Source organism: Actinomadura sp. WMMB 499 (genome assembly GCF_008824145.1).
Lineage (GTDB): Bacteria > Actinomycetota > Actinomycetes > Streptosporangiales > Streptosporangiaceae > Spirillospora.
Map to the genome: position 1 here is coordinate 7,121,200 of NZ_CP044407.1, position 18,913 is coordinate 7,140,112.

21 protein-coding genes are annotated in these 18,913 nt (G+C 71.9%); 12 read left to right on the plus strand and 9 right to left on the minus strand.

The window, feature by feature from the left end; translation table 11 throughout:
* Positions 1-10: 10 nt before the first annotated feature.
* The 4 genes from F7P10_RS32110 to F7P10_RS32125 form a co-directional block, all read right to left on the minus strand.
* Positions 11-280 carry a hypothetical protein gene (locus tag F7P10_RS32110; protein ID WP_151015169.1) on the minus strand — a complete coding sequence of 90 codons (270 nt, stop codon included), beginning with the start codon at positions 278-280 and terminating at the stop codon, positions 11-13.
* Position 281: 1 nt separating this feature from the next.
* On the minus strand, positions 282-992 hold the full coding sequence (locus F7P10_RS32115) for a Uma2 family endonuclease (RefSeq protein WP_151015171.1): 711 nt from the start codon (positions 990-992) through the stop codon (positions 282-284).
* Positions 993-1,079: 87 nt separating this feature from the next.
* Positions 1,080-1,886: a GntR family transcriptional regulator gene (locus F7P10_RS32120; protein WP_254716133.1), complete on the minus strand. Its 807-nt coding sequence runs from the start codon at positions 1,884-1,886 to the stop codon at positions 1,080-1,082.
* A 37-nt stretch (positions 1,887-1,923) separates the two neighbouring features.
* Complete coding sequence (locus F7P10_RS32125; RefSeq protein WP_151015173.1) at positions 1,924-3,159, minus strand: 8-amino-7-oxononanoate synthase; 1,236 nt, start codon at positions 3,157-3,159, stop codon at positions 1,924-1,926.
* A gap of 84 nt (positions 3,160-3,243) precedes the next feature.
* Between F7P10_RS32125 and F7P10_RS44825 the strand changes: the two genes are divergently transcribed.
* Positions 3,244-3,822, plus strand: coding sequence for a histidine kinase N-terminal domain-containing protein (locus F7P10_RS44825; RefSeq protein WP_254716134.1), 579 nt, complete (start codon positions 3,244-3,246; stop codon positions 3,820-3,822).
* A complete protein-coding gene (locus F7P10_RS32130) occupies positions 3,822-4,922 on the plus strand; it encodes a sensor histidine kinase (RefSeq protein ID WP_254716826.1) in 1,101 nt (366 codons plus the stop codon). Before F7P10_RS44825 ends, F7P10_RS32130 begins: the two co-directional genes overlap by 1 nt.
* 122 nt (positions 4,923-5,044) lie before the next feature.
* Here F7P10_RS32130 and F7P10_RS32135 read toward each other — a convergent pair whose 3' ends face one another.
* Positions 5,045-5,314 (minus strand): WhiB family transcriptional regulator, encoded by a 270-nt coding sequence (locus F7P10_RS32135; protein WP_151015175.1) that lies wholly within the window; start codon positions 5,312-5,314, stop codon positions 5,045-5,047.
* Positions 5,315-5,611: 297 nt separating this feature from the next.
* On the minus strand, positions 5,612-6,550 hold the full coding sequence (locus tag F7P10_RS32140) for a diacylglycerol kinase family protein (protein ID WP_151015177.1): 939 nt from the start codon (positions 6,548-6,550) through the stop codon (positions 5,612-5,614).
* Positions 6,551-6,658: 108 nt separating this feature from the next.
* Between F7P10_RS32140 and F7P10_RS32145 the strand changes: the two genes are divergently transcribed.
* Positions 6,659-7,108, plus strand: coding sequence for a hypothetical protein (locus tag F7P10_RS32145; protein WP_254716135.1), 450 nt, complete (start codon positions 6,659-6,661; stop codon positions 7,106-7,108).
* Positions 7,109-7,145: 37 nt separating this feature from the next.
* Here the strand turns inward: F7P10_RS32145 and F7P10_RS32150 are convergent, their stop codons facing one another.
* The 3 genes from F7P10_RS32150 to F7P10_RS32160 all read right to left on the minus strand — a co-directional run bounded on the left by F7P10_RS32150 (position 7,146) and on the right by F7P10_RS32160 (position 10,038).
* Positions 7,146-7,904: an RNA polymerase sigma factor SigF gene (locus F7P10_RS32150; RefSeq protein ID WP_148351607.1), complete on the minus strand. Its 759-nt coding sequence runs from the start codon at positions 7,902-7,904 to the stop codon at positions 7,146-7,148.
* A 50-nt stretch (positions 7,905-7,954) separates the two neighbouring features.
* The gene (locus F7P10_RS32155) at positions 7,955-8,383 is read right to left on the minus strand and encodes an anti-sigma factor (protein ID WP_151015179.1); all 429 of its coding nucleotides are present in this window, start codon (positions 8,381-8,383) and stop codon (positions 7,955-7,957) included.
* 740 nt (positions 8,384-9,123) lie between these two features.
* Positions 9,124-10,038: a sugar kinase gene (locus tag F7P10_RS32160; RefSeq protein ID WP_151015181.1), complete on the minus strand. Its 915-nt coding sequence runs from the start codon at positions 10,036-10,038 to the stop codon at positions 9,124-9,126.
* A gap of 99 nt (positions 10,039-10,137) precedes the next feature.
* On the opposite strand from F7P10_RS32160, the gene F7P10_RS32165 reads away from it, so the two are divergent.
* The 9 genes from F7P10_RS32165 to F7P10_RS32205 all read left to right on the plus strand — a co-directional run bounded on the left by F7P10_RS32165 (position 10,138) and on the right by F7P10_RS32205 (position 18,912).
* A complete protein-coding gene (locus tag F7P10_RS32165; RefSeq protein WP_151015183.1) occupies positions 10,138-10,899 on the plus strand; it encodes a phytanoyl-CoA dioxygenase family protein in 762 nt (253 codons plus the stop codon).
* Complete coding sequence (locus F7P10_RS32170) at positions 10,899-11,924, plus strand: DUF4432 family protein (RefSeq protein WP_151015185.1); 1,026 nt, start codon at positions 10,899-10,901, stop codon at positions 11,922-11,924. The genes F7P10_RS32165 and F7P10_RS32170 overlap by 1 nt, the downstream gene beginning before the upstream one ends.
* Positions 11,921-12,709, plus strand: a complete 789-nt coding sequence (locus tag F7P10_RS32175) for an SDR family NAD(P)-dependent oxidoreductase (RefSeq protein ID WP_151015187.1) — start codon at positions 11,921-11,923, stop codon at positions 12,707-12,709. Before F7P10_RS32170 ends, F7P10_RS32175 begins: the two co-directional genes overlap by 4 nt.
* Before the next feature lie 57 nt (positions 12,710-12,766).
* On the plus strand, positions 12,767-13,945 hold the full coding sequence (locus F7P10_RS32180) for a DUF5005 domain-containing protein (RefSeq protein WP_151015189.1): 1,179 nt from the start codon (positions 12,767-12,769) through the stop codon (positions 13,943-13,945).
* A gap of 78 nt (positions 13,946-14,023) precedes the next feature.
* The gene (locus F7P10_RS32185) at positions 14,024-14,959 is read left to right on the plus strand and encodes an alpha/beta hydrolase (RefSeq protein ID WP_218040211.1); all 936 of its coding nucleotides are present in this window, start codon (positions 14,024-14,026) and stop codon (positions 14,957-14,959) included.
* 34 nt (positions 14,960-14,993) lie between these two features.
* Positions 14,994-15,698: a FadR/GntR family transcriptional regulator gene (locus F7P10_RS32190; RefSeq protein WP_151015191.1), complete on the plus strand. Its 705-nt coding sequence runs from the start codon at positions 14,994-14,996 to the stop codon at positions 15,696-15,698.
* Between the two features lie 136 nt (positions 15,699-15,834).
* Positions 15,835-17,106, plus strand: coding sequence for an ABC transporter substrate-binding protein (locus F7P10_RS32195; protein WP_151015193.1), 1,272 nt, complete (start codon positions 15,835-15,837; stop codon positions 17,104-17,106).
* 7 nt (positions 17,107-17,113) lie between these two features.
* Complete coding sequence (locus tag F7P10_RS32200; RefSeq protein WP_151015195.1) at positions 17,114-18,082, plus strand: carbohydrate ABC transporter permease; 969 nt, start codon at positions 17,114-17,116, stop codon at positions 18,080-18,082.
* The gene (locus F7P10_RS32205) at positions 18,079-18,912 is read left to right on the plus strand and encodes a carbohydrate ABC transporter permease (protein WP_151015197.1); all 834 of its coding nucleotides are present in this window, start codon (positions 18,079-18,081) and stop codon (positions 18,910-18,912) included. The genes F7P10_RS32200 and F7P10_RS32205 overlap by 4 nt, the downstream gene beginning before the upstream one ends.
* The last annotated feature ends 1 nt before the right edge of the window (position 18,913 follow it).

Below are 18,913 nucleotides of genomic sequence, written 5' to 3' on the forward strand. Positions count from 1 at the left end.
GAGCGACGGGTCACTCGTCCACGGCGCGCCGGGTGGACAGCTCCACGATCATCTTCTCCATTCGAGCCTCCATGTCGCGGATCTGCTGGAGCGGATGAACATCACTGCCGATCCCGGACGACATCGGCGCGCCCTGGACGCGAATCTCGCCTCCGATGACCTCGATCTTGGCGCCCTTCTCGACCCCGATGTACTTCCAGAGTTCGTCCTTGCACCAGAGATCGAAGGGGTCCTCCGGTAGCTCGATCTCGTAATCGTGGTGGACGACGTGGTAGGGCACGTCAGTCCCTCCAGGGCTTCCAGTGAGTGGTGTCGATGTCGATACCGAACGGGTCGGGGAGGTGGATCGTCTCGCCGAACTCCCAGGACTCTTCGTGCAGGTAGGCGGCGGTGGCTTGGTCGGGGATGGAGTAGAGCGTCGTCCGGGCCATCTTGGGGGAGCGGTCGACAACCAGGTAGTAGGGAATTTCGGTCCTGGCGTACCCCGTCCACTTGTTCGGCTTCTTCTCCTGCTTGCGGTGGTCGGTTCGCGGGGGAGGCAGATCGTCTCCCTTGCCGTTTCTGGAAGTGACCTCCACCGCCATCTCGATCTCGTCCGACATGAGGCGAGGCAGGTCCGCATCCGAGACGGCGTGCAGAATCTCCTCAGTGGTGATCACGAGGTCCGGGATGAAGATCTGCCCGAGACCGACCAGATCGAGTTCGGCCACCTGCTGGGCCACCCATGGGAAATCGGGGTCGTCGAACGCGGCCCGCTCCAGCGCCCGCGTGATGTGGCGGAGGGGCGTTCCATGGGCGACCGTCGGAGCGGGGGACACGACGACCTCTCCCTCGATGACCTCGATGCGTGATCCTTCGGGGGCGTCGACGTAGTCATCGAGCTCACCGCGTACCCACAGGTTGTAGGGGGTGTCGGGCAAGTCCGACATGTGAACCTCGGGTGTAACGCTCACGTCTCTCGGCCTCTCCCTCACGATCCGACTCCCGTCCATCTTAGGGAACGTATGTTCGGAGTGTATGTGGAAGGTCGCGCTCCGTGCGGTGTTCGGGGGAGGCCGTGAAGAGAGGTCGCGGAGAGGTCAGTGGCGGCGGAGGCGGGTGATGAACTTGTACCGGTCGCCGCGGTACAGGGACTGGGCCCACTCGACCGGCTGGCCCGTCGTGTCGAAGGCGTGCCGGGACAGCAGGAGCATCGGGAGGCCGACGTCGACGCCGAGGAGCTGGGCGTCGTGCGGGGTCGCCAGGACGGTCTCGATCGTCTCCTCGGCCTCCGTCAGGTGGACGTCGTAGGCCGTCGCGAGCGTCTCGTACAGCGAGTGGTGGCGGGACAGCTCGCGGCGCAGGCCGGGAAAGCGGCGCGCGGGCAGGTGCGAGGTGTCGATGGACATGGCCTCGCCGTCGGCGAGGCGGAGCCGGTGGACGCGCAGGACGCGGCCGCCCGGCCGGATGCCGAGGAGCGCGGCGAGATGCTCGTCGGCGCTGACGTACCCGGCCTCCAGGATGCGGGTCTCGGGCCGCAGGCCGTGGTGCCGCATGTCCTCGGTGTAGCTGACGAGCTGGAGCTCCTGCGCGACCTTGGGCTTGGCGACGAACGTGCCCTTGCCCTGGATGCGCTGCAGGCGGCCCTCGACGACGAGCTCGGCGAGGGCCTGCCGGACGGTCGTGCGGGACGTCTCGTACTTCTCGGCGAGCGCCCGTTCGGGGGGCAGCGGGCTGCCGGGCGGGAGCGACTGGATCAGCTCGACCAGCAGTTCCTTGAGCTTGTAGTACTTCGGGATGCGGGGCGCGTGGCTCGAGTGGTGCCTACCGATGTCGCTCAACGAGGCCCGATCGAATCCGTGCTCGAACCCGCCCCCGTGCCGGGGTCCGCCCCTGACCTCCGTCACGGCATCTCCTCACGTTCATCATCGGTTCTCCCCGATGTTATGCGTGAAGACTACGGCCGGTGGCGCGCGCGATCTCCGCCAGGGCGCTCCCGAGATTTGTGAGGTCCGACTCGTTCACCGTGGCGCGTGCGGTCAGCCGCAGGCACGCGCGTCCCTTCGGTACCGACGGCGGGCGGAAGCAGCCGACGCGGACGCCGTGGTCAGCGCAGATCTCGGCGCCGCGGAGGGCGGCGTGCGGCTCGCCCAGGTACACCGGGACGACGGCGGCCGCGGGCTCGGCGGTCTCGAGGCCGGAACCGGCCGCGAGCGCGGTCATCCGGGCGGCGACGGCGCGGGCGCGGGCGGGCAGGCCGGGGTCGGACTCCAGGACGTCGAGGGCCGCGAGGGCGGCGCCGACGGCGGGCGGGTTCAGGCCCGTGTCGAAGATGAAGGAGCGGGCCGTGTCCACCAGCGCGTCGATCACCTCGGGGGCGCCGAGGACGGCGCCCCCCTGCGAGGCGAGCGATTTCGACAGCGTGAGCGTGCGGACGACGTCGGGTTCGCCCGCGAGACCGGCGGCGTGCGCGGCGCCGCGCCCGCCGGTGCCGACGACGCCGAGGGCGTGCGCCTCGTCGATCACGAGGAGGGCGCCGTGGGACTGGACGAGCGCGTGCAGTTCGGCGAGCGGCGCGATGTCGCCGTCCACGGAGAAGACCGCGTCGGTGACGACGATCGCGTGGTCCTCGTCACGTTCGGCGAGGGCCTCGGCGACGGCGGCGGTGTCGCGGTGCGGGACGATCGCGACGCGGGACCGCGACAGCCTGCACGCGTCGACGATCGAGGCGTGGTTCGTCTGGTCGGACACCACGAGGACGTCCGGGCCGGACAGCGCGGTGACGGCGCCGAGGTTGGCGAGGAAGCCGGAGGAGAACACGAGCCCGGCGGCGGCGCCGGTGAACGCGGCGAGCCGCCGGTCCAGCTCGGTGTGCAGTTCGGTGGTGCCGGTGACCAGGCGTGACCCGGTGGAGCAGGTGCCGAAGGCGCGGGCCGCGGCGGCGGCGCCGGCGGCGAGCCGGGGGTCGCCCGACAGCCCGAGGTAGTCGTTGGACGCCAGGTCGATCAGGTCGCGGGTGCGGGGGCGGAGCGTGCGGCGCAGCCCGGCCGCGTGCCGCCGCGCGGCCGCGTCGCGGAGCCGGGCGAGGGGGTCGGGGGCCGCCGCGCCCGCGTCCGGCGGCAGGGGGTCCCCCGCACTTCCCGGCGAGTTCGGCCGCGTGCCCTCGGTTCGCTCCGTCATGCGGGCATCCTGCCAGGCCGTCGCGGGAGGGGGACGCGCGGGCCCGCACCGAAGCCGATGGGCGATGATGGTCGGGTGCCTACCTTGACCGATCTGGTCCGCGATCACACCGACCTGACCGAGACGGACGTGGAGTGGCTGCACGCCCTCGTGTCGGACTGGCAGCTGCTCGCCGACCTGTCGTTCGCCGATCTGCTGCTGTGGGTGCCGCTGCGGATCGGCGACGCGCCGCCCGCGGACGCGCGCGGCCGGGCCCTCGACACCGGTGCGGCCGTCCCCGGCTGGGTGGCGATCGCGCAGATGCGGCCGACGACCGGCCCCACCGCGTACCCGGAGGACCTGGTCGGCAAGGTGGTCCGGACGGGACGCCGGAAGCTGATCGACATCGCGTGGCGGGAGCGCCGGATCGTCCGGGAGGGCGACCCGGAGTGGGGGAGCGGCATCCCGGTGCGGGAGGAGTCGATCCCGGTGCGGCGCGGCGCCAAGATCCTCGGGGTGATCCAGCGCAGCACCAACCTGAGCTCGGCGCGGACTCCGAGCCGGCTGGAGCTGACGTACCTGCAGTCGGCCAGCGACCTCGCGAAGATGATCTCCGAGGGGCGGTTCCCGGTGCCGGGGGAGGAGCCCAACCTGCTGCGCTCCCCCGGGTGGGGGACGGGCTGATGCGGCTCGACCGGTCGGGGCGGGTGAACTACGCGAGCCCGAACGCGCAGTCGGCGTACCGGCGGCTCGGCTACCCGACGGACCTGGTCGGCGAGAACCTCGGGGAGATCACCGCGGAGCTGTGCGACACCGGGGAGCCGCTGGAGGAGGCGCTGAGCGTGCTGCTCAGCGGGCGCGCGCCGCGCGAGGTCGAGGTCGAGGCGCACGGGCCGATCATGCAGTTGCGGACGATCCCGCTGGTCGTGGGCGGCACCCGGATCGGCGCGATCGTCCTGTGCCGGGACGTCACCGAGCTGCGGTGGCGGGACCGGGAGCTGATGACGAAGGACGCGACCATCCGGGAGATCCACCACCGGGTGAAGAACAACCTGCAGACGGTCGCGGCGCTGCTGCGGCTGCAGGCGCGGCGGCTGCGGATCCCGGAGGGGCGGGCCGCGCTGGACGAGGCGGTCCGGCGGGTCGGCTCGATCGCGATCGTGCACGAGACGCTGTCGCTCACCCCGGACGAGCTGATCGACTTCGACGACATCGCGGACCGGGTCATCACGATGGCGGGGGAGGTGTCCACTCCGGAGACCAAGGTCGCGCCGAAGCGGACCGGGAACTTCGGGGTCCTGCCCGCGGAGGTCGCGACGCCGCTGGCGATGGCGCTGACCGAACTGCTGCAGAACGCCCTGGAGCACGGTCTGGCGAACCGGTTCGGGACGCTGGAGGTCATCGCGCACCGGACCGGGTCGGGCCGCGAGGGCGCGGGCCGGGACGAGCCGTCCGACCTGCGGCGCAGGGCGGCGCGGCAGCCCGTGTGGGGGGAGCTGTCGGAGGCGGGCGAACCGGAGCCGCGGCCCGCCCGCCCGGACCGCCGGGACGGTGCGCCGGGCGAGCGGCGCCTCGTCGTGGTGGTGGCCGACGACGGGGTGGGGCTGCCCCCCGACTTCGACGTGGAGAGCAGCAACAGCCTCGGTCTGCAGATCGTCCGGACGCTGATCGTGGGGGAGCTGGGCGGGAACCTGGACTTCCGGCCCCGCGAGGGCGGCGGCACCGAGGTCGTCGTGGACGTCCCGCTGGACCACGACCACCGGGCCGGGCCGCCCCGCCGGTGACGGCCGGGCGGGCGACGGCCCGGGAACGGCGAAGTGCCCGTGACCTGGGGTCACGGGCACTTCGGAAGGTTCGCGGCGCTGGTGGGCTCTCCGGCGGTCGGCTCGGAGGCGGCGCGGCGGTGTCAGCGGTGCTGCAGCCCGACGCCGGCGCGGGTCCGGGCACGGGCCGCGCGGCGCTTGAGGGCGCGGCGCTCGTCCTCGCCCATGCCGCCCCAGACGCCCGAGTCCTGCCCGGACTCCAGCGCCCAGCGCAGGCAGGCGTCGGTCACGTCACAGCGTCGGCATACCTGCTTGGCCTCTTCGATCTGCAGGATCGCGGGCCCGGTGTTGCCGATCGGGAAGAACAGCTCGGGGTCCACGTCACGGCAGGCTGCGCGGTGGCGCCAGTCCATGCGGTCCACTCCTTCGTCAGGTGGTGGAGACACTCCACCCACGTGTGAACGGTTTCACATGTGTCGCGAACGCCCGGAGCGGCGGCGGCCGGATCCTGGGACGGTTGTTCGACGGCGCCCCGACCAGGCGGTCGGCGTCATCGGGACCCCTGTCGTTCGGGCGCACTTTGAGCGTGTCAGGGGCGCACTACCAGGCGCAAGACCTTTGAGAAGGCATTCTCAAAGTATGGGTGTCGCATGTGTCACATCAGTGGGTCGATCATGTTACTTGGATCTCAACAGATCGGCCGGGTGCGCTCATATGACGATCCGGATGGCCTTCGGGACCGAGCGGAACGTCACACTGCGATGCTCGCCAAGGTAGTCGCCGTCCAACTGAAAGGCCACGGGACGCTCCGCGCGCACCGTCACCTCCGCCGCGTCGTGCACGTTCACCACGTCCCGTCCCTGCACAGGACGGGTGCGCGCCAGCAGCATCCCGGCCACGGCGGCCAGCGTCGGCCCCACCCGCAGCGAACGGATCGCGAACACGTCCAGCCCCCGCGCGAAGTGCGCGAGCGGACTCGGATTCACCGGGATGCGGCCCACGAATGTCCACGGCGACGTATTGGAGATGAACGCCAGGAACAGCCCCGATTTCGGCGGGCGGCCCGGCTGTTCCAGGGTGAGCGCCGCGCGGCGCCGTTCCGTGCCGGTGAAGAAATGGCGAACGGCCGTTCGAACATAGAGCGACGGATCCGCTCTGCGTCCCGATCCACGATGCCGTTCGACCTCCCGCACGACCTCGGCGTCCAGCCCGACGCCGGCGCAGAACGTGAAGTACCGCTCGGGGCCGTCGCCCGGCCGGGCCGCGCCCAGCCCGACCGTCCGGTACCGGCCCGCCCGCAGCGCCTCCAGCACGACGCGCGTCGCGCTGATCGGGTCGTCCGGCAGGCCGAGCGCCCGCGCGAACACGTTCGCGCTCCCGCACGGCAGCACCGCCAGCGCGGGCGGTTCGGCGGCACCGGAGGACAGCAGGCCGTTGACGGCCTCGTTCACCGTGCCGTCCCCGCCGAGCGCGATCACCAGGTCGTAACCGTCCGTGGCGGCGTCGCGGGCGAGTTCCACCGCGTGGCCGCGGTGCCGCGTCTCGGCGATGACGAGGTCGAGATCGCCGGCGCAGGCCCGGACCAGCAGTTCGCGGGCCCGCCGGGAGGTGGAGGTCGCCTTGGGGTTGGCGATGAGCATGGCGCGCACGGCGCCAGGTTACCGAGAGTCGCACCCGGCGTTTCCCCGGAGTTACCCCTGACGGTCCCGGAGGCCACCCGGGAGTGCGCATCGGGTGCGGCGCAGTAGGGTTTCGATGTGTCCAAGCGTCTGAGCGCCGCCCGCCCCGCGACCGTGTCCGCCGCCGCCGGCCTCGAAGCCGTCGAGGGCCTCGCCGCCGTCGGCTACGGCGCCTACGTCGGTGTGGAAACCGCCATCGGCGACCCCGTCGACCCGATGAGCGCGATCGGCGTGACCGTGCTGGCCCTCGCGGGCGGGATCGGGATGCTCGCCTGCGCCCGCGGGCTGCTGCGCGCCGACCAGTGGAGCCGCGCCCCCACGGTGCTCACCCAGCTGTTCGCGCTCCCCGTCGCGTGGTCGCTGTGGCAGAGCGAGCAGTTCGCGCTGGGCCTGCCGCTCGGCATCGTCGCCGTCCTGACCCTGATCGCGGTGCTCAGCCCGCCCAGCACCGCCTGGCTCATCACCGACCACGACGAGGACGAGCAGGACGAACGGGACGAGCTCGCGGACGGCCCCGCGGGGAAGTGACGGGCCCGGCGGCCGAAGCCGTCCGGGCCCGCACGGGTCACTCGTCCGCCGTCAGGCCCTCGCGGAGCTGCGCCAGCGTCCGCGCCAGCAGCCGCGACACGTGCATCTGCGAGATGCCCAGCTCGGCCGCGATCTGCGACTGCGTCATGTTGCCGAAGAACCGCAGCAGCAGGATCTTCTTCTCCCGCGCGGGCAGCTTCTCCAGCAGCGGTTTCAGCGACTCGCGGTACTCCACGCCCTCCAGCGACTCGTCCACCATGCCGAGCGAGTCCGCCACCGCGGGCGCGTCCTCGTCACCGGAGTCGGGCGCGTCCAGGGACACCGTGGAGTAGGCGTTCGCCGACTCCAGGCCCTCGAGCACCTCCTCCTCGCTCATCTGCAGGTGGGCGGCCAGCTCGCTGACCGTCGGCGCGCGGCCCTCCCGCTGCGCCAGGTCGCTGATCGCCTTCGTGAGCGACAGCTTCAGCTCCTGCAGGCGGCGCGGCACCCGCACCGCCCAGCCCTTGTCGCGGAAGTGCCGCTTGATCTCGCCGACGATCGTGGGCGTCGCGTACGTGGAGAACTCCACGCCCCGCTCCAGGTCGAACCGGTCGATCGACTTGATCAACCCGATCGTGGCGACCTGGATCAGGTCGTCCAGCCACTCGCCGCGGTTCCGGAAGCGCCGCGCGAGATACTCCACCAGCGGCAGATGCAGCTCCACGAGCTGGTCGCGGATGCGCTGGCGCTCCGGGTCGCCGTCCGGCAACTCGGCGAGCCGCTCGAACAGGGCGCGCGCTCGCGCACGGTCCGGCACCGCGCTCTCGGACCGCTCGTTGTCCTCGCCCGCCAGGGTCGTCTTCTCCGTCACTGGGTCCCACCCGCACCGCGCCGCTTCTGCAGCGTCACGGTGACCCGGTCGTCGGTGCCCGCCCGGGCGTCCACCTCGCCGGCGAGCGACGACAGGACCGTCCAGGCGAACGTGTCACGGCTCGGCTCGACGCCGTCCACGGTCAGCACCGACACGGAGATGCGCATCGCCTCCCCGGTCAGCTCGAACTCGCACGACAGGTCCGTCCCGGGGACGGCCTGGGCGAGCAGCATCGCGCACGCCTCGTCGACCGCGATGCGCAGGTCCTCGATTTCGTCCAGCGTGAAGTCCAGTCGCGCGGCGAGCCCCGCGGTGGCCGTCCGCAGGACGGACAGGTACGCGCTCGCGGCGGGCAGCTTCACCGTCACCACGTCGCGGACGGACAACTTCGTACTGGCAGGCATTGCGGCGGTTTCCTCGGTCACGTCACTCCCTCGCAGGATGGTCCCGCTGCCATCGAAACTACCGCCTACGGAGCACTCCGCGAGACTTCAACTCGCGCCTATTGCACCACCCTCGGCGTCAGGCCGCGAGGCGGCCTTCCTTCAACGGGCGCTGCGTGCGATTGCTGCATCGCTCCGACGTGTTTGCCTGCATCGCCCTCGGCGTCAGGCCCTGGGGGGCCTTCCTTCAACGGGCGCTGCGTGCGATTGCTGCATCGCTCCGACTCGCCCAGGGGCTCGCTGCGCGATCAGGTTCTCGCTTCGCTCGAACCTGGCTTCGCTCGCAATCGCAGTGGTTCCGGGCCGCTCTGGCTGAGGTGATGGCCGGGGCGGGTGCCTCCGTTCCGGCGTGTGATGCGGCTGTCGGGGCGGTTGGTGTTATTGGCGGTCCATCGGTGCCGAGGGCTGGGCGACGGCCCCCCGGAGCATTGGTGACAGGCCCGGCCCGGCGACCAGGGGCCCGCCTGCCGGGGCATGGCGAAGGTGAGGGGCGCGGGGATGTGCGGCGCCGGGTGGTTCGGGGCGAGAGGGCTTCGCTGTCAGAGGTGGGTGATCGCGGATGACGGGGCCGCCTGGGGGTGCGGCGCCGGGTGGTTCTGGGGGAGCTTGGTTTGGCGCTCTCGGGGGGCAGTGTTTGCTTTGGGGTTGGTGGAGATTTTGCCTTGGTCTGTGGATTTTTTGTGCTGGTCCGAGGCTGGTTTGTGAGGGGGCGGTGTGTTTGGTCACGTTCGGGTGGGTTCGGGGAGTAGGGCTCCCTGGTGGGTGATGACCCGGGCGGCGAGGGTGGTGGCCGATTCGGCGGCTTCGGCGCGGGTGGCGCCGGTCAGGCGGGCCGCCAGGTAGGCGCCGTTGTAGGAGTCGCCGGCGGCCGTGGTGTCGACGACGTTCGGGACGGTGCGGGCGGGGATCGGGACGGTCGTGTCCGCGTCGGCGATCAGGCTGCCTCGGGGGCCGAGCTTGACGGCGATCTCGGTGCAGCCGGCGGCGCGGAGGCGGCGGACGGTGTCGGCGGGGGTGCGGTCGCCGAAGACGGCGCGTTCGTCGTCGAACGTGGGGAGCGCGATGTCGGTGCGGGACAGGACGGCCGACATCGCGGCGGCGGCGATGTCCGGGGACGGCCAGCCGGCGGGGCGGTAGTTGCCGTCGAAGGCGATCCGGCCGCCGCGGCGGCGGGTCTCGTCGAGGACGGCGAGCAGGCGGGTGCGGGCGTGCGGGGTGAGGATCGACAGGGTGATCCCCGAGAGGTAGACGAGGTCGTGGCCGGCCAGGGCGTCGTCGACGGTGTCGGGCTGGTCGGGGCCGAACAGGGCGCGGGCGGCGGACTGGGATCGGTAGTAGTGGAACGTCCGCTCGCCGCGGTCGTCGGTGCGGATGAGGTAGAGGCCCGGCCGGGCGCCGGGGATCACGCGGGTGTGGGCCGAACCCACGTTGCGGGCGGCCCAGGCGGCCTGCATCTGGGCGCTGTAGGGGTCGTCGCCGACGGCCGTGACGAACTCGACGTCGACGGGGGCGGAGCGGGCGAGGTAGGCGGCGACGTTGAAGGCGTCGCCGGCGTAGCCGAGCGCCAGCCGGTCCGGGGCGAGGTGGCTCAGTTCGATCATGCACTCGCCGATCAGCGCGACGCGGATGTTCTGCATGGCGGCTCCCGTCTGTTGGAGCGAAGATACATCTAGACAGCAAGTGATCTGATGACTAAGACTTCATGTGCCGTGATTCACACGACATGGAGGAGCCCGATGGATCCGATGCAGCGCTACGAGACGGACGGCTACGCGATCTTCCGGAACGTGCTGGACGCCGAGCTGGTCGCCGAGGCGGACGCGCACGTCCGGTGGCTGCAGGAGCGCCACCCCGGAAGGAGCGGCGAGGACCTGTCGACCGAGCTCGTGGCCGAGGACCCGTTCTGGGTGCGGCTCGTGTCGGACGAGCGGTTGCTCGACGTCGCGCAGCGGTTCGTCGGGCCGGACATCGCGCTGTTCGCGTCGGCCTACATCTCGAAGCCGCCGCACACCGGCAAGGCCGTGCTCTGGCACCAGGACGGCTCGTTCTGGCCGCTCGAACCCATGCGGGTGGTCACGCTGTGGCTGGCCGTCGACCGTTCGACGCCCGAGAACGGGTGCCTGCGGGTCATCCCGGGCAGTCACCGGAGCGGGCTGCACGAGGTGCGGGAGCGGGACGACGCCGGGGCCGTGTTCGGGGTCGAGAGCGCGCGGGACGTCGACGAGTCCGCGGCCGTCGACCTGGTGCTGGAGCCGGGGGACGTCGAGGTCCACCACCCGAACATCATGCACGGGAGCAACGCGAACGAGTCGCCCCACCGGCGGTGCGGGCTGACGATCCGGTACATCCCGACGTCCACGAGGATCACGGCCGAGCCGTCGCCGTTCCCGTCGGCGCTGCATCTGCGCGGCGAGCCGGGCGTCAACGAGTACCGGGCGCGGCCCGCCTACGTGGCGGGGGAGCACTTCCCGTTCCGGGGCGCCGAGAGCTGGGCGTGATGCGCCGGAACTGGGGTGCCCGCGTCCACGAGGTGACGCTGGCGGGGCTGCGCGCCTTCGTGCTGGAGGACCGGCTGCTGCGCGTGACGGTCCTGGCGGGCAAGGGCGGCGACGTCGTCGAGTTCCTGCACAAGCCGCGCGACATGGACTTCGTGTGGTGGTCGCCCGGCGGGCTCCGGAATCCGCGCGACGCCGGGGGAGCCGCGGGCGATGACGTCGCGGCGTTCCTCGACGCGTACGAGGGCGGCTGGCAGGAGGTCCTACCGAACGGCGGCGCGCCGAGCGTCTACCGGGGCGCGCGGTTCGCGCAGCACGGCGAGGTCGCGGGGCTGCCGTGGGACGCGGAGATCGTCACCGACGACGTCCGGGAGGTCGCCGTTCGGCTCAGCGTGCGCGCGCGCCGGTCGCCCCTGCGGGTGGTGAAGACCTTCCGGCTGGTGGACGGCGAACTGATCGTCGAGGAAGAGCTGACGAACGAGTCCGACGTCGATGTGGACGCCATGTGGGGCCACCACATCGTGTTCGGTGCGCCTTTCCTGAAGCCCGGTCACCGGATCCGGGTGCCGGACGGGGCGCGGGTCGTCCCGCACGGCGCGCCGATCGGGCCGGGCGGTCGGAGGGTCCGGGCGGGTGGCCCGTACCGGTGGCCGCACGTGCCGGCGGACGGCGGCGGGACGGTCGACCTGAGCGTCGTCCCCGCGAAGGGCGAGCCGAGTGAGATCGTCTACCTCACCGATCTCGACGAGGGCCGGTACGAGGTGGTCGACCCCGCGGACGGCCTGGGGCTGCGGGTGCGCTGGGACGCGTCCGTCCTGCCGCACCTGTGGCTCTGGCAGGAGCTGGGGGCGACCGTCGACCACCCGTGGTGGGGCCGCGCGTACGCGGTCGGGCTCGAGCCGTTCGCCGGGTACCCGACCGACGGGCTCGCGGCGGCGGTGGACAACGGGACGGCGCTGCACCTGGGCCCGCGCGCGGTGCGGCGGTCGTGGCTGCGCGCGGGCGTCATCGAGGGGAGCACGGGGTGAGCGAGTTCGAGGGCAAGGTCGCGCTGGTCACCGGCGGGTCGCTGGGGATCGGGCGGGCCGTGGTGGAGCGGCTCGCGGGCGACGGGGCCGCCGTCGTGTTCAGCGGGATCGAGGGCGTCCGGGAGGCCGAGGAGGAGCTGCGCGCGGCCGGACGGGCGGTCACCGGCGCGGTCGCCGACGTGCGGGACGCGGAGCGGGCCGACGCGCTGGTGCGGACGGCCGTGCACGAGTACGGGGGCCTCGACATCGTCGTGACGTCGGCGGGCGTGCAGCGGTACGGGACGGTCGAGGACACCTCCGAGGAGACGTGGGACGAGGTCCTCGACGTGAACGTGAAGGGCGTCTTCCTCGCGTGCCGTGCGGCCGTGCCGGAACTGCGGCGCCGGGGCGGCGGGACGATCGTCACGGTGTCGTCGGTGCAGGCGTTCGTGTCGCAGGCGGGCGTCGCCGCCTACAGCGCCAGCAAGGCGGCGATCAACGCGCTGACCAGGGCGATGGCCCTCGACCACGCGGCCGACGGGATCCGCGCGAACGCGGTGTGCCCGGGATCGGTCGACACCCCCATGCTGCGCTGGGCCGCCGACCTGTTCGGCGGCGGCTCCCAGGATGCGCAGGTCGCCGAGTGGGGCCGCGCGCACCCGCTCGGACGCGTCGCCCGCCCCGAGGAGGTCGCGGAGGTGGTGGCCTTCCTGGCCGGCCCGCGCTCGTCGTTCGTCACCGGCGCCGAGCACCGCGTCGACGGCGGTCTCCTCGCGCGCAACCCGGCGGCCCTGCCGGAGAACTGAACCCCGCCGTATCACTCCGAACCCTCGATCCGTCCGAACCCCCCACGGAGGTACCGCATGTCCAGATCCGCTCTCGCGCTCGCCCTCACGGCCGGGCTGGTGGTCGTGCCCGCCGCCCCGGCGGCCGCGCAGGCCGCCCCGGTCTGCGCCGGACGTCCCGCGCCGACGTTCGGGACCGCGACGCAGAACACGGCGCAGAACGCGAAGTTCACCACGTACGGCAACAGCAACGCCCGGCTGGACGACTGGACGGGCGCCGACACGACGTACTCGCTGCGGCTGTCGGACGGGCGCATCGTCTACGCCTACTCCGACACCTTCCTCGGCAAGGTGAACGCCGACGGTTCCCGCCCGCCCGTGATCGAGGAGGGCGGGACGACGCCGTTCCTCAACAACTCGTTCGTCGTCCAGGGCACGAACGGGTCGCTGCGGACCGTCCACGGCGGCACCGCGGCGAACCCGACGGCGCCCATGCCGCCGTCGCAGGCCGCGCACTGGTACTGGGCGGGCGACCTGACCCAGCACGCCTCGGAGGTCCAGCAGCTTTACCGCGAGTACTACGACCCGGACCCGGGCAACGGGGACCCCTGGGACCTGAAGTGGAAGCGCAACGTCCTGGCGCGCTTCTCGACCGGGAACCTGTCCGGGCCGATGACGGTGAACGCGATGCCGTCGGCGACCGGCGTCCAGTGGGGTTCGGCCCTGCTGGAGGACGGCGGGCACACCTACATCTACGGCACCGAGGACTACACCGACCCGGACACGAAGCAGAACACCAAGTACCTGCACATCGCCCGGGTGGACGGTGACGACCTGCGCGGGGACTGGAGCTACCGGACGGCCGGGGGCTGGTCGTCCGAGGAGGCCGACTCCGCCCGCCTGATGAGCGGCGTGTCCAACGAGTTCAGCGTCACCAAGCGCGGCGCCCACTACATCATGGTCAACCAGGACACCGAGTTCGCGTTCGGCGCGGAGATCGACGTCCTGCTGTCCTGCTCCGCCGGGGGCCCGTTCACCGCCGAGCAGGCCGTCTACACCACGCCGGAGACCGGCTCCTGGCCCGACGTCTACACCTACAACGCGCACCAGCACGCGTCGCTGTCCTCCAGCGGCAACCTGGTGATCTCCTACAACGTCAACACCCTCGACAACGCCGAGGACGACGGGGTGAACGACAACTACCGGTACGTCAGCATCTACCGCGCCCGCTACATCGACCTGCCGGTCACCGGCTGAACGACCTTCCTCCCCGCGCTCCCCCGGGCGTCCCTCCCCGCCCGGGGGAGCGCCCCCTGACGACCTCCGGAGGTCTTCATGGCCCTGCCCCCGGGACTCGACGCCGACCTCGCCGCCGTGCTGGCCGGTGCGCCCCACGTCGGCCTGGCGGATCCCGCGAAAGCGCGGGCCGCGATGCGCGACCTCGTCGCGGCGCTCGGGGAGCCCGAGCGCGACCACCGCGTGGAGGTCACCGGCCGGACGGTCGCGGGCGGCGTCCCGGTCCGGATCTACCGGCCCGTCCGCGTGACCGGTCCGGCGCCCGTCCTCGTGTACTTCCACGGCGGCGGGTTCGTCACCGGCGACCCGGAGAACGAGCACGGCCGGTGCCTCGCGTTCGCCGGGGACGGCGGGATCGCGGTGGTGTCGGTCGACTACCGGCTCGCGCCCGAGCACCCGTTCCCGGCCGGCCTCGACGACTGCTACGCCGCGTGCGCGTGGGCGCACGCGCACGCGTCCGGGTTCGGCGGGGATCCGGCGCGCGTGGCGGTGGGCGGCGGCAGCGCCGGGGGCGCGCTCGCGGCGGCGGTGGCGCTGCGGGCCCGCGACGAGGGCGGCCCGCCGCTCGCGTTCCAGATGCTGCTGTACCCGGTCCTGGACGACCGCATGGACACCCCGTCGATGCGCGCCTGCACCGAACCGCCGCTGTTCAACCGGACGGACGCCGCCCACATGTGGCGGCACTACCTGGGCGGACGGCCCGCGACCCCGTACGCGGCACCGGCCCGCGCCCGGGACCTGGCCGGGCTGCCGCCCGCGTACGTGCTGGCCGCCGAGTTCGACCCGCTGCGCGACGAGGCGCTGGAGTACGGGCGCCGGCTGATCGGGGCGGGCGTCCCCACGGAACTGCGGCACATGGCGGGGGTCTGCCACGGATTCGACGGCGTCGCGTCGGCGGACTCCGCGCGCCGGGCTCGCGCCGAGCAGCGGGACGTGCTGGTGCGGAACCTATGGACACGACAGCAGATCAAGTGATTAGATGACTTGACCTTCTGGGAACGAGGTGGCGATGGCACAGGATGTGGCCCGGCCGAGCCTGGCGGACGCTCTGACCGAGCGGATGCTGGAGCTGATCAGGGCGGACGGTCTGCGCCCCGGCGACCGGCTGCCGTCGGCGCGGGAGCTGTCGCAGCGCTTCGCGGTCACCACGCCGACGCTGCGGGAGGCGCTGCGCCGGCTGGAGGCGACCGGGGCGGTCCAGCTCCGGCACGGCTCGGGCATCTACGTCGGCGCCGACCTGGAACGCGTCGTCATCCCGAACCCGAACGCGGGCGCCCTGGACGGCGAGCGGGTGCTGCACCTGCTGGACGCCCGGCTGCTGATCGAGCCGCCGCTGGCCGCGCAGGCCGCGCGCCGGAGCGCGCCGGACGACCTCGGCCGGCTCCGGACCGTCCTGGACGAGGCGGGCCGCAACCTGGACGGCGACGTGCCGGACGCCGAGGCGCGGCTGCACGAGGCCAACATGGCGTTCCACCGGGCCACCGCCGGGGTCGCGGGCAACTCCGTCCTCTGCGAGGTCATCGACTCGCTGCTGAAGGTGCACGCCTCCGAGCAGCGCGAGATACAGCGGATCTTCGACGACCGCACCCGCGACTACGAGGAGCACCGGGCGATCCTCGGCGCCATCGAGCGCGGCGCGGCCGGCGAGGCCGAGGACCTCATGCGTGCCCACCTCGCCGACGTCAAGAACGTGATCGAACGGCGGCTCGGCTGAGCCACCGCCCCCGACGGGTGCCGCCGCCGGCCGCGCACGGCCGGACGGCGCGTTCACCGTCCCTCCGGGTCCCTCCGACCCCCGATCCTCCCGATCCCCACCCCGATCGGGCACCCCCCGATGAAGGAGGCTCACCATGGTGTCGTCCCCACGGCTGCGGGTGACCGCGCTCGCCGCCGGTGCGCTGCTGCTCGCCGCGGGCTGCGGTTCCGGCGGCGGTTCCGGCGATCCGAACCACCTCAAGCTGTACAACGACAAGGGCGCCTGGAAGCCCTACTTCGAGCAGATGGCGAAGCTGGGCGAGCAGTCCACCGGCATGAGCATGGAGCCGGTCGGCTATACCGACGAGCCGGCCTACACGGCGTTCATCAAGTCGTCGTTCCGCACCAACGTCAAGCCCGACCTGTTCACCTGGACGACGGGCGAGCGGCTCCGCGAGATCGTCGAGCAGGACCAGGTCGCCGAGACCACCGGCATCTGGACGCAGGGCATCAAGGCCGGTGATCTCACCGAGCAGCTCCGCCAGTACTACACGATCGACGGCAAGCAGTACTGCGTCCCGCTGAACACCGCCTACTGGGGGATGTTCTACAGCAAGAAGGTCTTCAAGGAGCACGACCTCGAGCCGCCCGAGACCTGGGACGAGCTGATGGACGCCGCCGCGAAGCTCAAGGCCGCCGGGCAGGTCCCGTTCCACCAGACGACGCCGACGTCGCTGTTCTCGTTCGTCTGGTTCGAGCAGCTCCTCGCGGGCACCGACCCCGAGCTGTACGACCGGCTGTCGAAGGGCGAGGCGTCCTACACCGACCCGGGCGTCGTCGCGGTGATGGAGCAGTGGAAGGGCCTCATCGACAAGGGCTACCTGACCGAGCCCGGCGACAAGTCCGACCCCGCCGACCACTTCAAGTCCGGCGACGCCGCCATGGTGATGAGCGGCACCTGGTTCAACACCAGCATGACCCAGCGCGACCTCGAGCTCGGCGACGACTACGGCTTCTTCCTCGTCCCGAACGTGAACCCGGATCTGCCGAAGCGGTCGCTGATCTTCGAGAGCGGGCCGCTGTGCTCGCTGAAGAAGGCGCCCTCGCCGGAGTCCAGCGAGAAGTACCTCACCTGGTGGACGACCGCGGAGGCCCAGGAGAAGTGGGCGAACGCGCGCGGCGACGTGTCGGCCAACCCCAAGGTGAAGATCGCCGACCCGGACCTGGACGCGGTCGCGAAGAAGGCCACCGGCGACGGCAACCGGCTCGTCCTGCGCTACTTCGAGGCGACGCCGTCGCCCGTCCTGACCGAGGCGCTCAGCGCGTTCGACAAGTTCCTCAACGAGCCCGGCTCCTACATGGAGGTGCTGCAGACGATCCAGAAGGCCAACGACCGGTACTGGAAGCAGCAGAAGGCCGGAAGCTGAGCACCCCATGACCACCCACCACGCCACCGCCGAGCGTCCCGTGAAGGCGTCCGCGCGCGGGGCCGGGCCGTCCGGCGGGCGCCGGCGGCCCGGCGGGCCCGGGACGGGGTTCGCCCTGTACGGCCGGTTCCGGCACCTGTACGTGTCGCCCGCCGTGCTGTTCGTCGCGGTGCTGCTCTACCTCCCGTTCCTGTGGACGGTCTACCTGAGCTTCACCTCCTACGACGGGCTCGCCTCGCCCGAGTTCACCGGCATCGACAACTACCGGCGGCTGCTCCAGGACGACGCACTGCTCGTCTCGATCCGCAACACTCTGCTGTGGGTCGCCGGGACGGTCGTGCTGCCCGTCGGGCTCGGCCTGCTCGTCGCCGTCCTGTCGTACAACATCAAGGGCGGGGCCTGGTTCCGGCTCCCGTTCCTGCTGCCGTACGCGATGTCCGGCGCCGGCCTCGGCGTCATCTGGGGCTTCATCCTGCAGCCGGACGGCATGGCCAACCAGCTCCTCACGTTCCTCGGGATGCCCGGCGGCGACACCGCGTTCCTGCAGGACGGCCCCCTCAACACGGTCGCGATGATCGTGGTGTGGACGTGGCAGCAGCTCGGCGTCAACATGCTGCTGTTCGTCGTCGGCCTGCAGTCGATCCCGAAAGCCCCGATCGAGGCCGCCCGCATCGACGGCGCGTCCGGCTGGAGCATGTTCCGGCACGTCATCTGGCCGCTGATGCGCCCGATCACCACGGTCGTGTTCGGCCTCGCGCTCGTCGCGAGCCTGAAGACCTTCGACATCGTCTGGGTGATGACGCAGGGCGGGCCCGGACGCTCGTCCGAGACGCTCGCCGTGACGATGTACCGGGACGTGTTCGTCGCCAACGAGTACGGCTACGGGTCGGCGGTCGCGGTGCTGCTCACGACGGTCACGGGCCTGGCCTCGTACATCTACCTGCGCCACCAGGTCGGCAAGGAGGACCGCGGATGAACACCCGGCTGCTCACCGGAACGGTCCGGCGCGCGATCCTGGTCGTGCTCGGGCTGGCGTGGCTGTTCCCCACCTACCTCGTGGTCGCCGGCGCGATCCGCCCGGCCGGCGACTACGACCCGTCCGACGCCGTGGCGCCCCCGACCTCGGTCGGCCTGTTCGACAACATCGCGCAGGCGTGGGAACGCACCGACGTCGGCAGCACCCTGCTGAGCACGCTCCTGTACAGCCTCGTGGCGCCCGCGGTCGCGGTGCTGCTCGGCGCCCTCGCCGGGTACGCGATCGTCGTGCTGCGGCTCCGGCACGGCTTCCTCTGGTTCGTCGTGATCTTCGCCGGGACGGTCGTGCCGTTCCAGATGCTGCTGATCCCGCTGTTCGTCGGGTACAGCCGGGTGTCGATGTACGACAGCCAGGCCGGTCTGATCATCGTCTACACGGCGATCAGCGTGCCGCTCGCGGCGCTGGTCATGCGCAACTTCTTCGGCGGCGTCGCGCGGTCGATCTTCGAGGCGGCGCGGCTGGACGGCGCGTCCACCTTCCGCATCTTCTGGCGCATCTACCTGCCGCTGTCGTCGGCGGCCCTCGCCGCCGTGTTCATCCTCGAGTTCACCTACGTCTGGAACGACCTGCTGTTCGGCCTGACGCTGTCGCAGTCGGAGAACGTCCGCCCGGTGTGGGCGGAACTGTCCGCACTCACCACCGACGTGTACGCCGGGACGCCCGTGCCGATCGCGCTCGCCGCCGGACTCGTCGTCTCCCTCCCGACCGTCGTGCTGTTCCTGGCCACCCAGCGGCTGTTCACCCGCGGGCTCACGCTCGCCCAGTTCTGAC

Excerpts from the sequence above, each read along its gene's own strand:
- F7P10_RS32165 (WP_151015183.1), top strand. The coding sequence starts at position 10,138 with ATGGATCCGATGCAGCGCTACGAGACGGACGGCTACGCGATCTTCCGG.
- F7P10_RS32135 (WP_151015175.1), bottom strand. The coding sequence starts at position 5,314 with ATGGACTGGCGCCACCGCGCAGCCTGCCGTGACGTGGACCCCGAGCTG.
- F7P10_RS32205 (WP_151015197.1), top strand. The coding sequence starts at position 18,079 with ATGAACACCCGGCTGCTCACCGGAACGGTCCGGCGCGCGATCCTGGTC.
- F7P10_RS32115 (WP_151015171.1), bottom strand. The coding sequence starts at position 992 with ATGGACGGGAGTCGGATCGTGAGGGAGAGGCCGAGAGACGTGAGCGTT.
- F7P10_RS32170 (WP_151015185.1), top strand. The coding sequence starts at position 10,899 with ATGCGCCGGAACTGGGGTGCCCGCGTCCACGAGGTGACGCTGGCGGGG.
- F7P10_RS32130 (WP_254716826.1), top strand. The coding sequence starts at position 3,822 with ATGCGGCTCGACCGGTCGGGGCGGGTGAACTACGCGAGCCCGAACGCG.
- F7P10_RS32185 (WP_218040211.1), top strand. The coding sequence starts at position 14,024 with ATGGCCCTGCCCCCGGGACTCGACGCCGACCTCGCCGCCGTGCTGGCC.
- F7P10_RS32190 (WP_151015191.1), top strand. The coding sequence starts at position 14,994 with ATGGCACAGGATGTGGCCCGGCCGAGCCTGGCGGACGCTCTGACCGAG.
- F7P10_RS32160 (WP_151015181.1), bottom strand. The coding sequence starts at position 10,038 with ATGCAGAACATCCGCGTCGCGCTGATCGGCGAGTGCATGATCGAACTG.
- F7P10_RS32200 (WP_151015195.1), top strand. The coding sequence starts at position 17,114 with ATGACCACCCACCACGCCACCGCCGAGCGTCCCGTGAAGGCGTCCGCG.
- F7P10_RS32195 (WP_151015193.1), top strand. The coding sequence starts at position 15,835 with ATGGTGTCGTCCCCACGGCTGCGGGTGACCGCGCTCGCCGCCGGTGCG.
- F7P10_RS32125 (WP_151015173.1), bottom strand. The coding sequence starts at position 3,159 with ATGACGGAGCGAACCGAGGGCACGCGGCCGAACTCGCCGGGAAGTGCG.
- F7P10_RS32180 (WP_151015189.1), top strand. The coding sequence starts at position 12,767 with ATGTCCAGATCCGCTCTCGCGCTCGCCCTCACGGCCGGGCTGGTGGTC.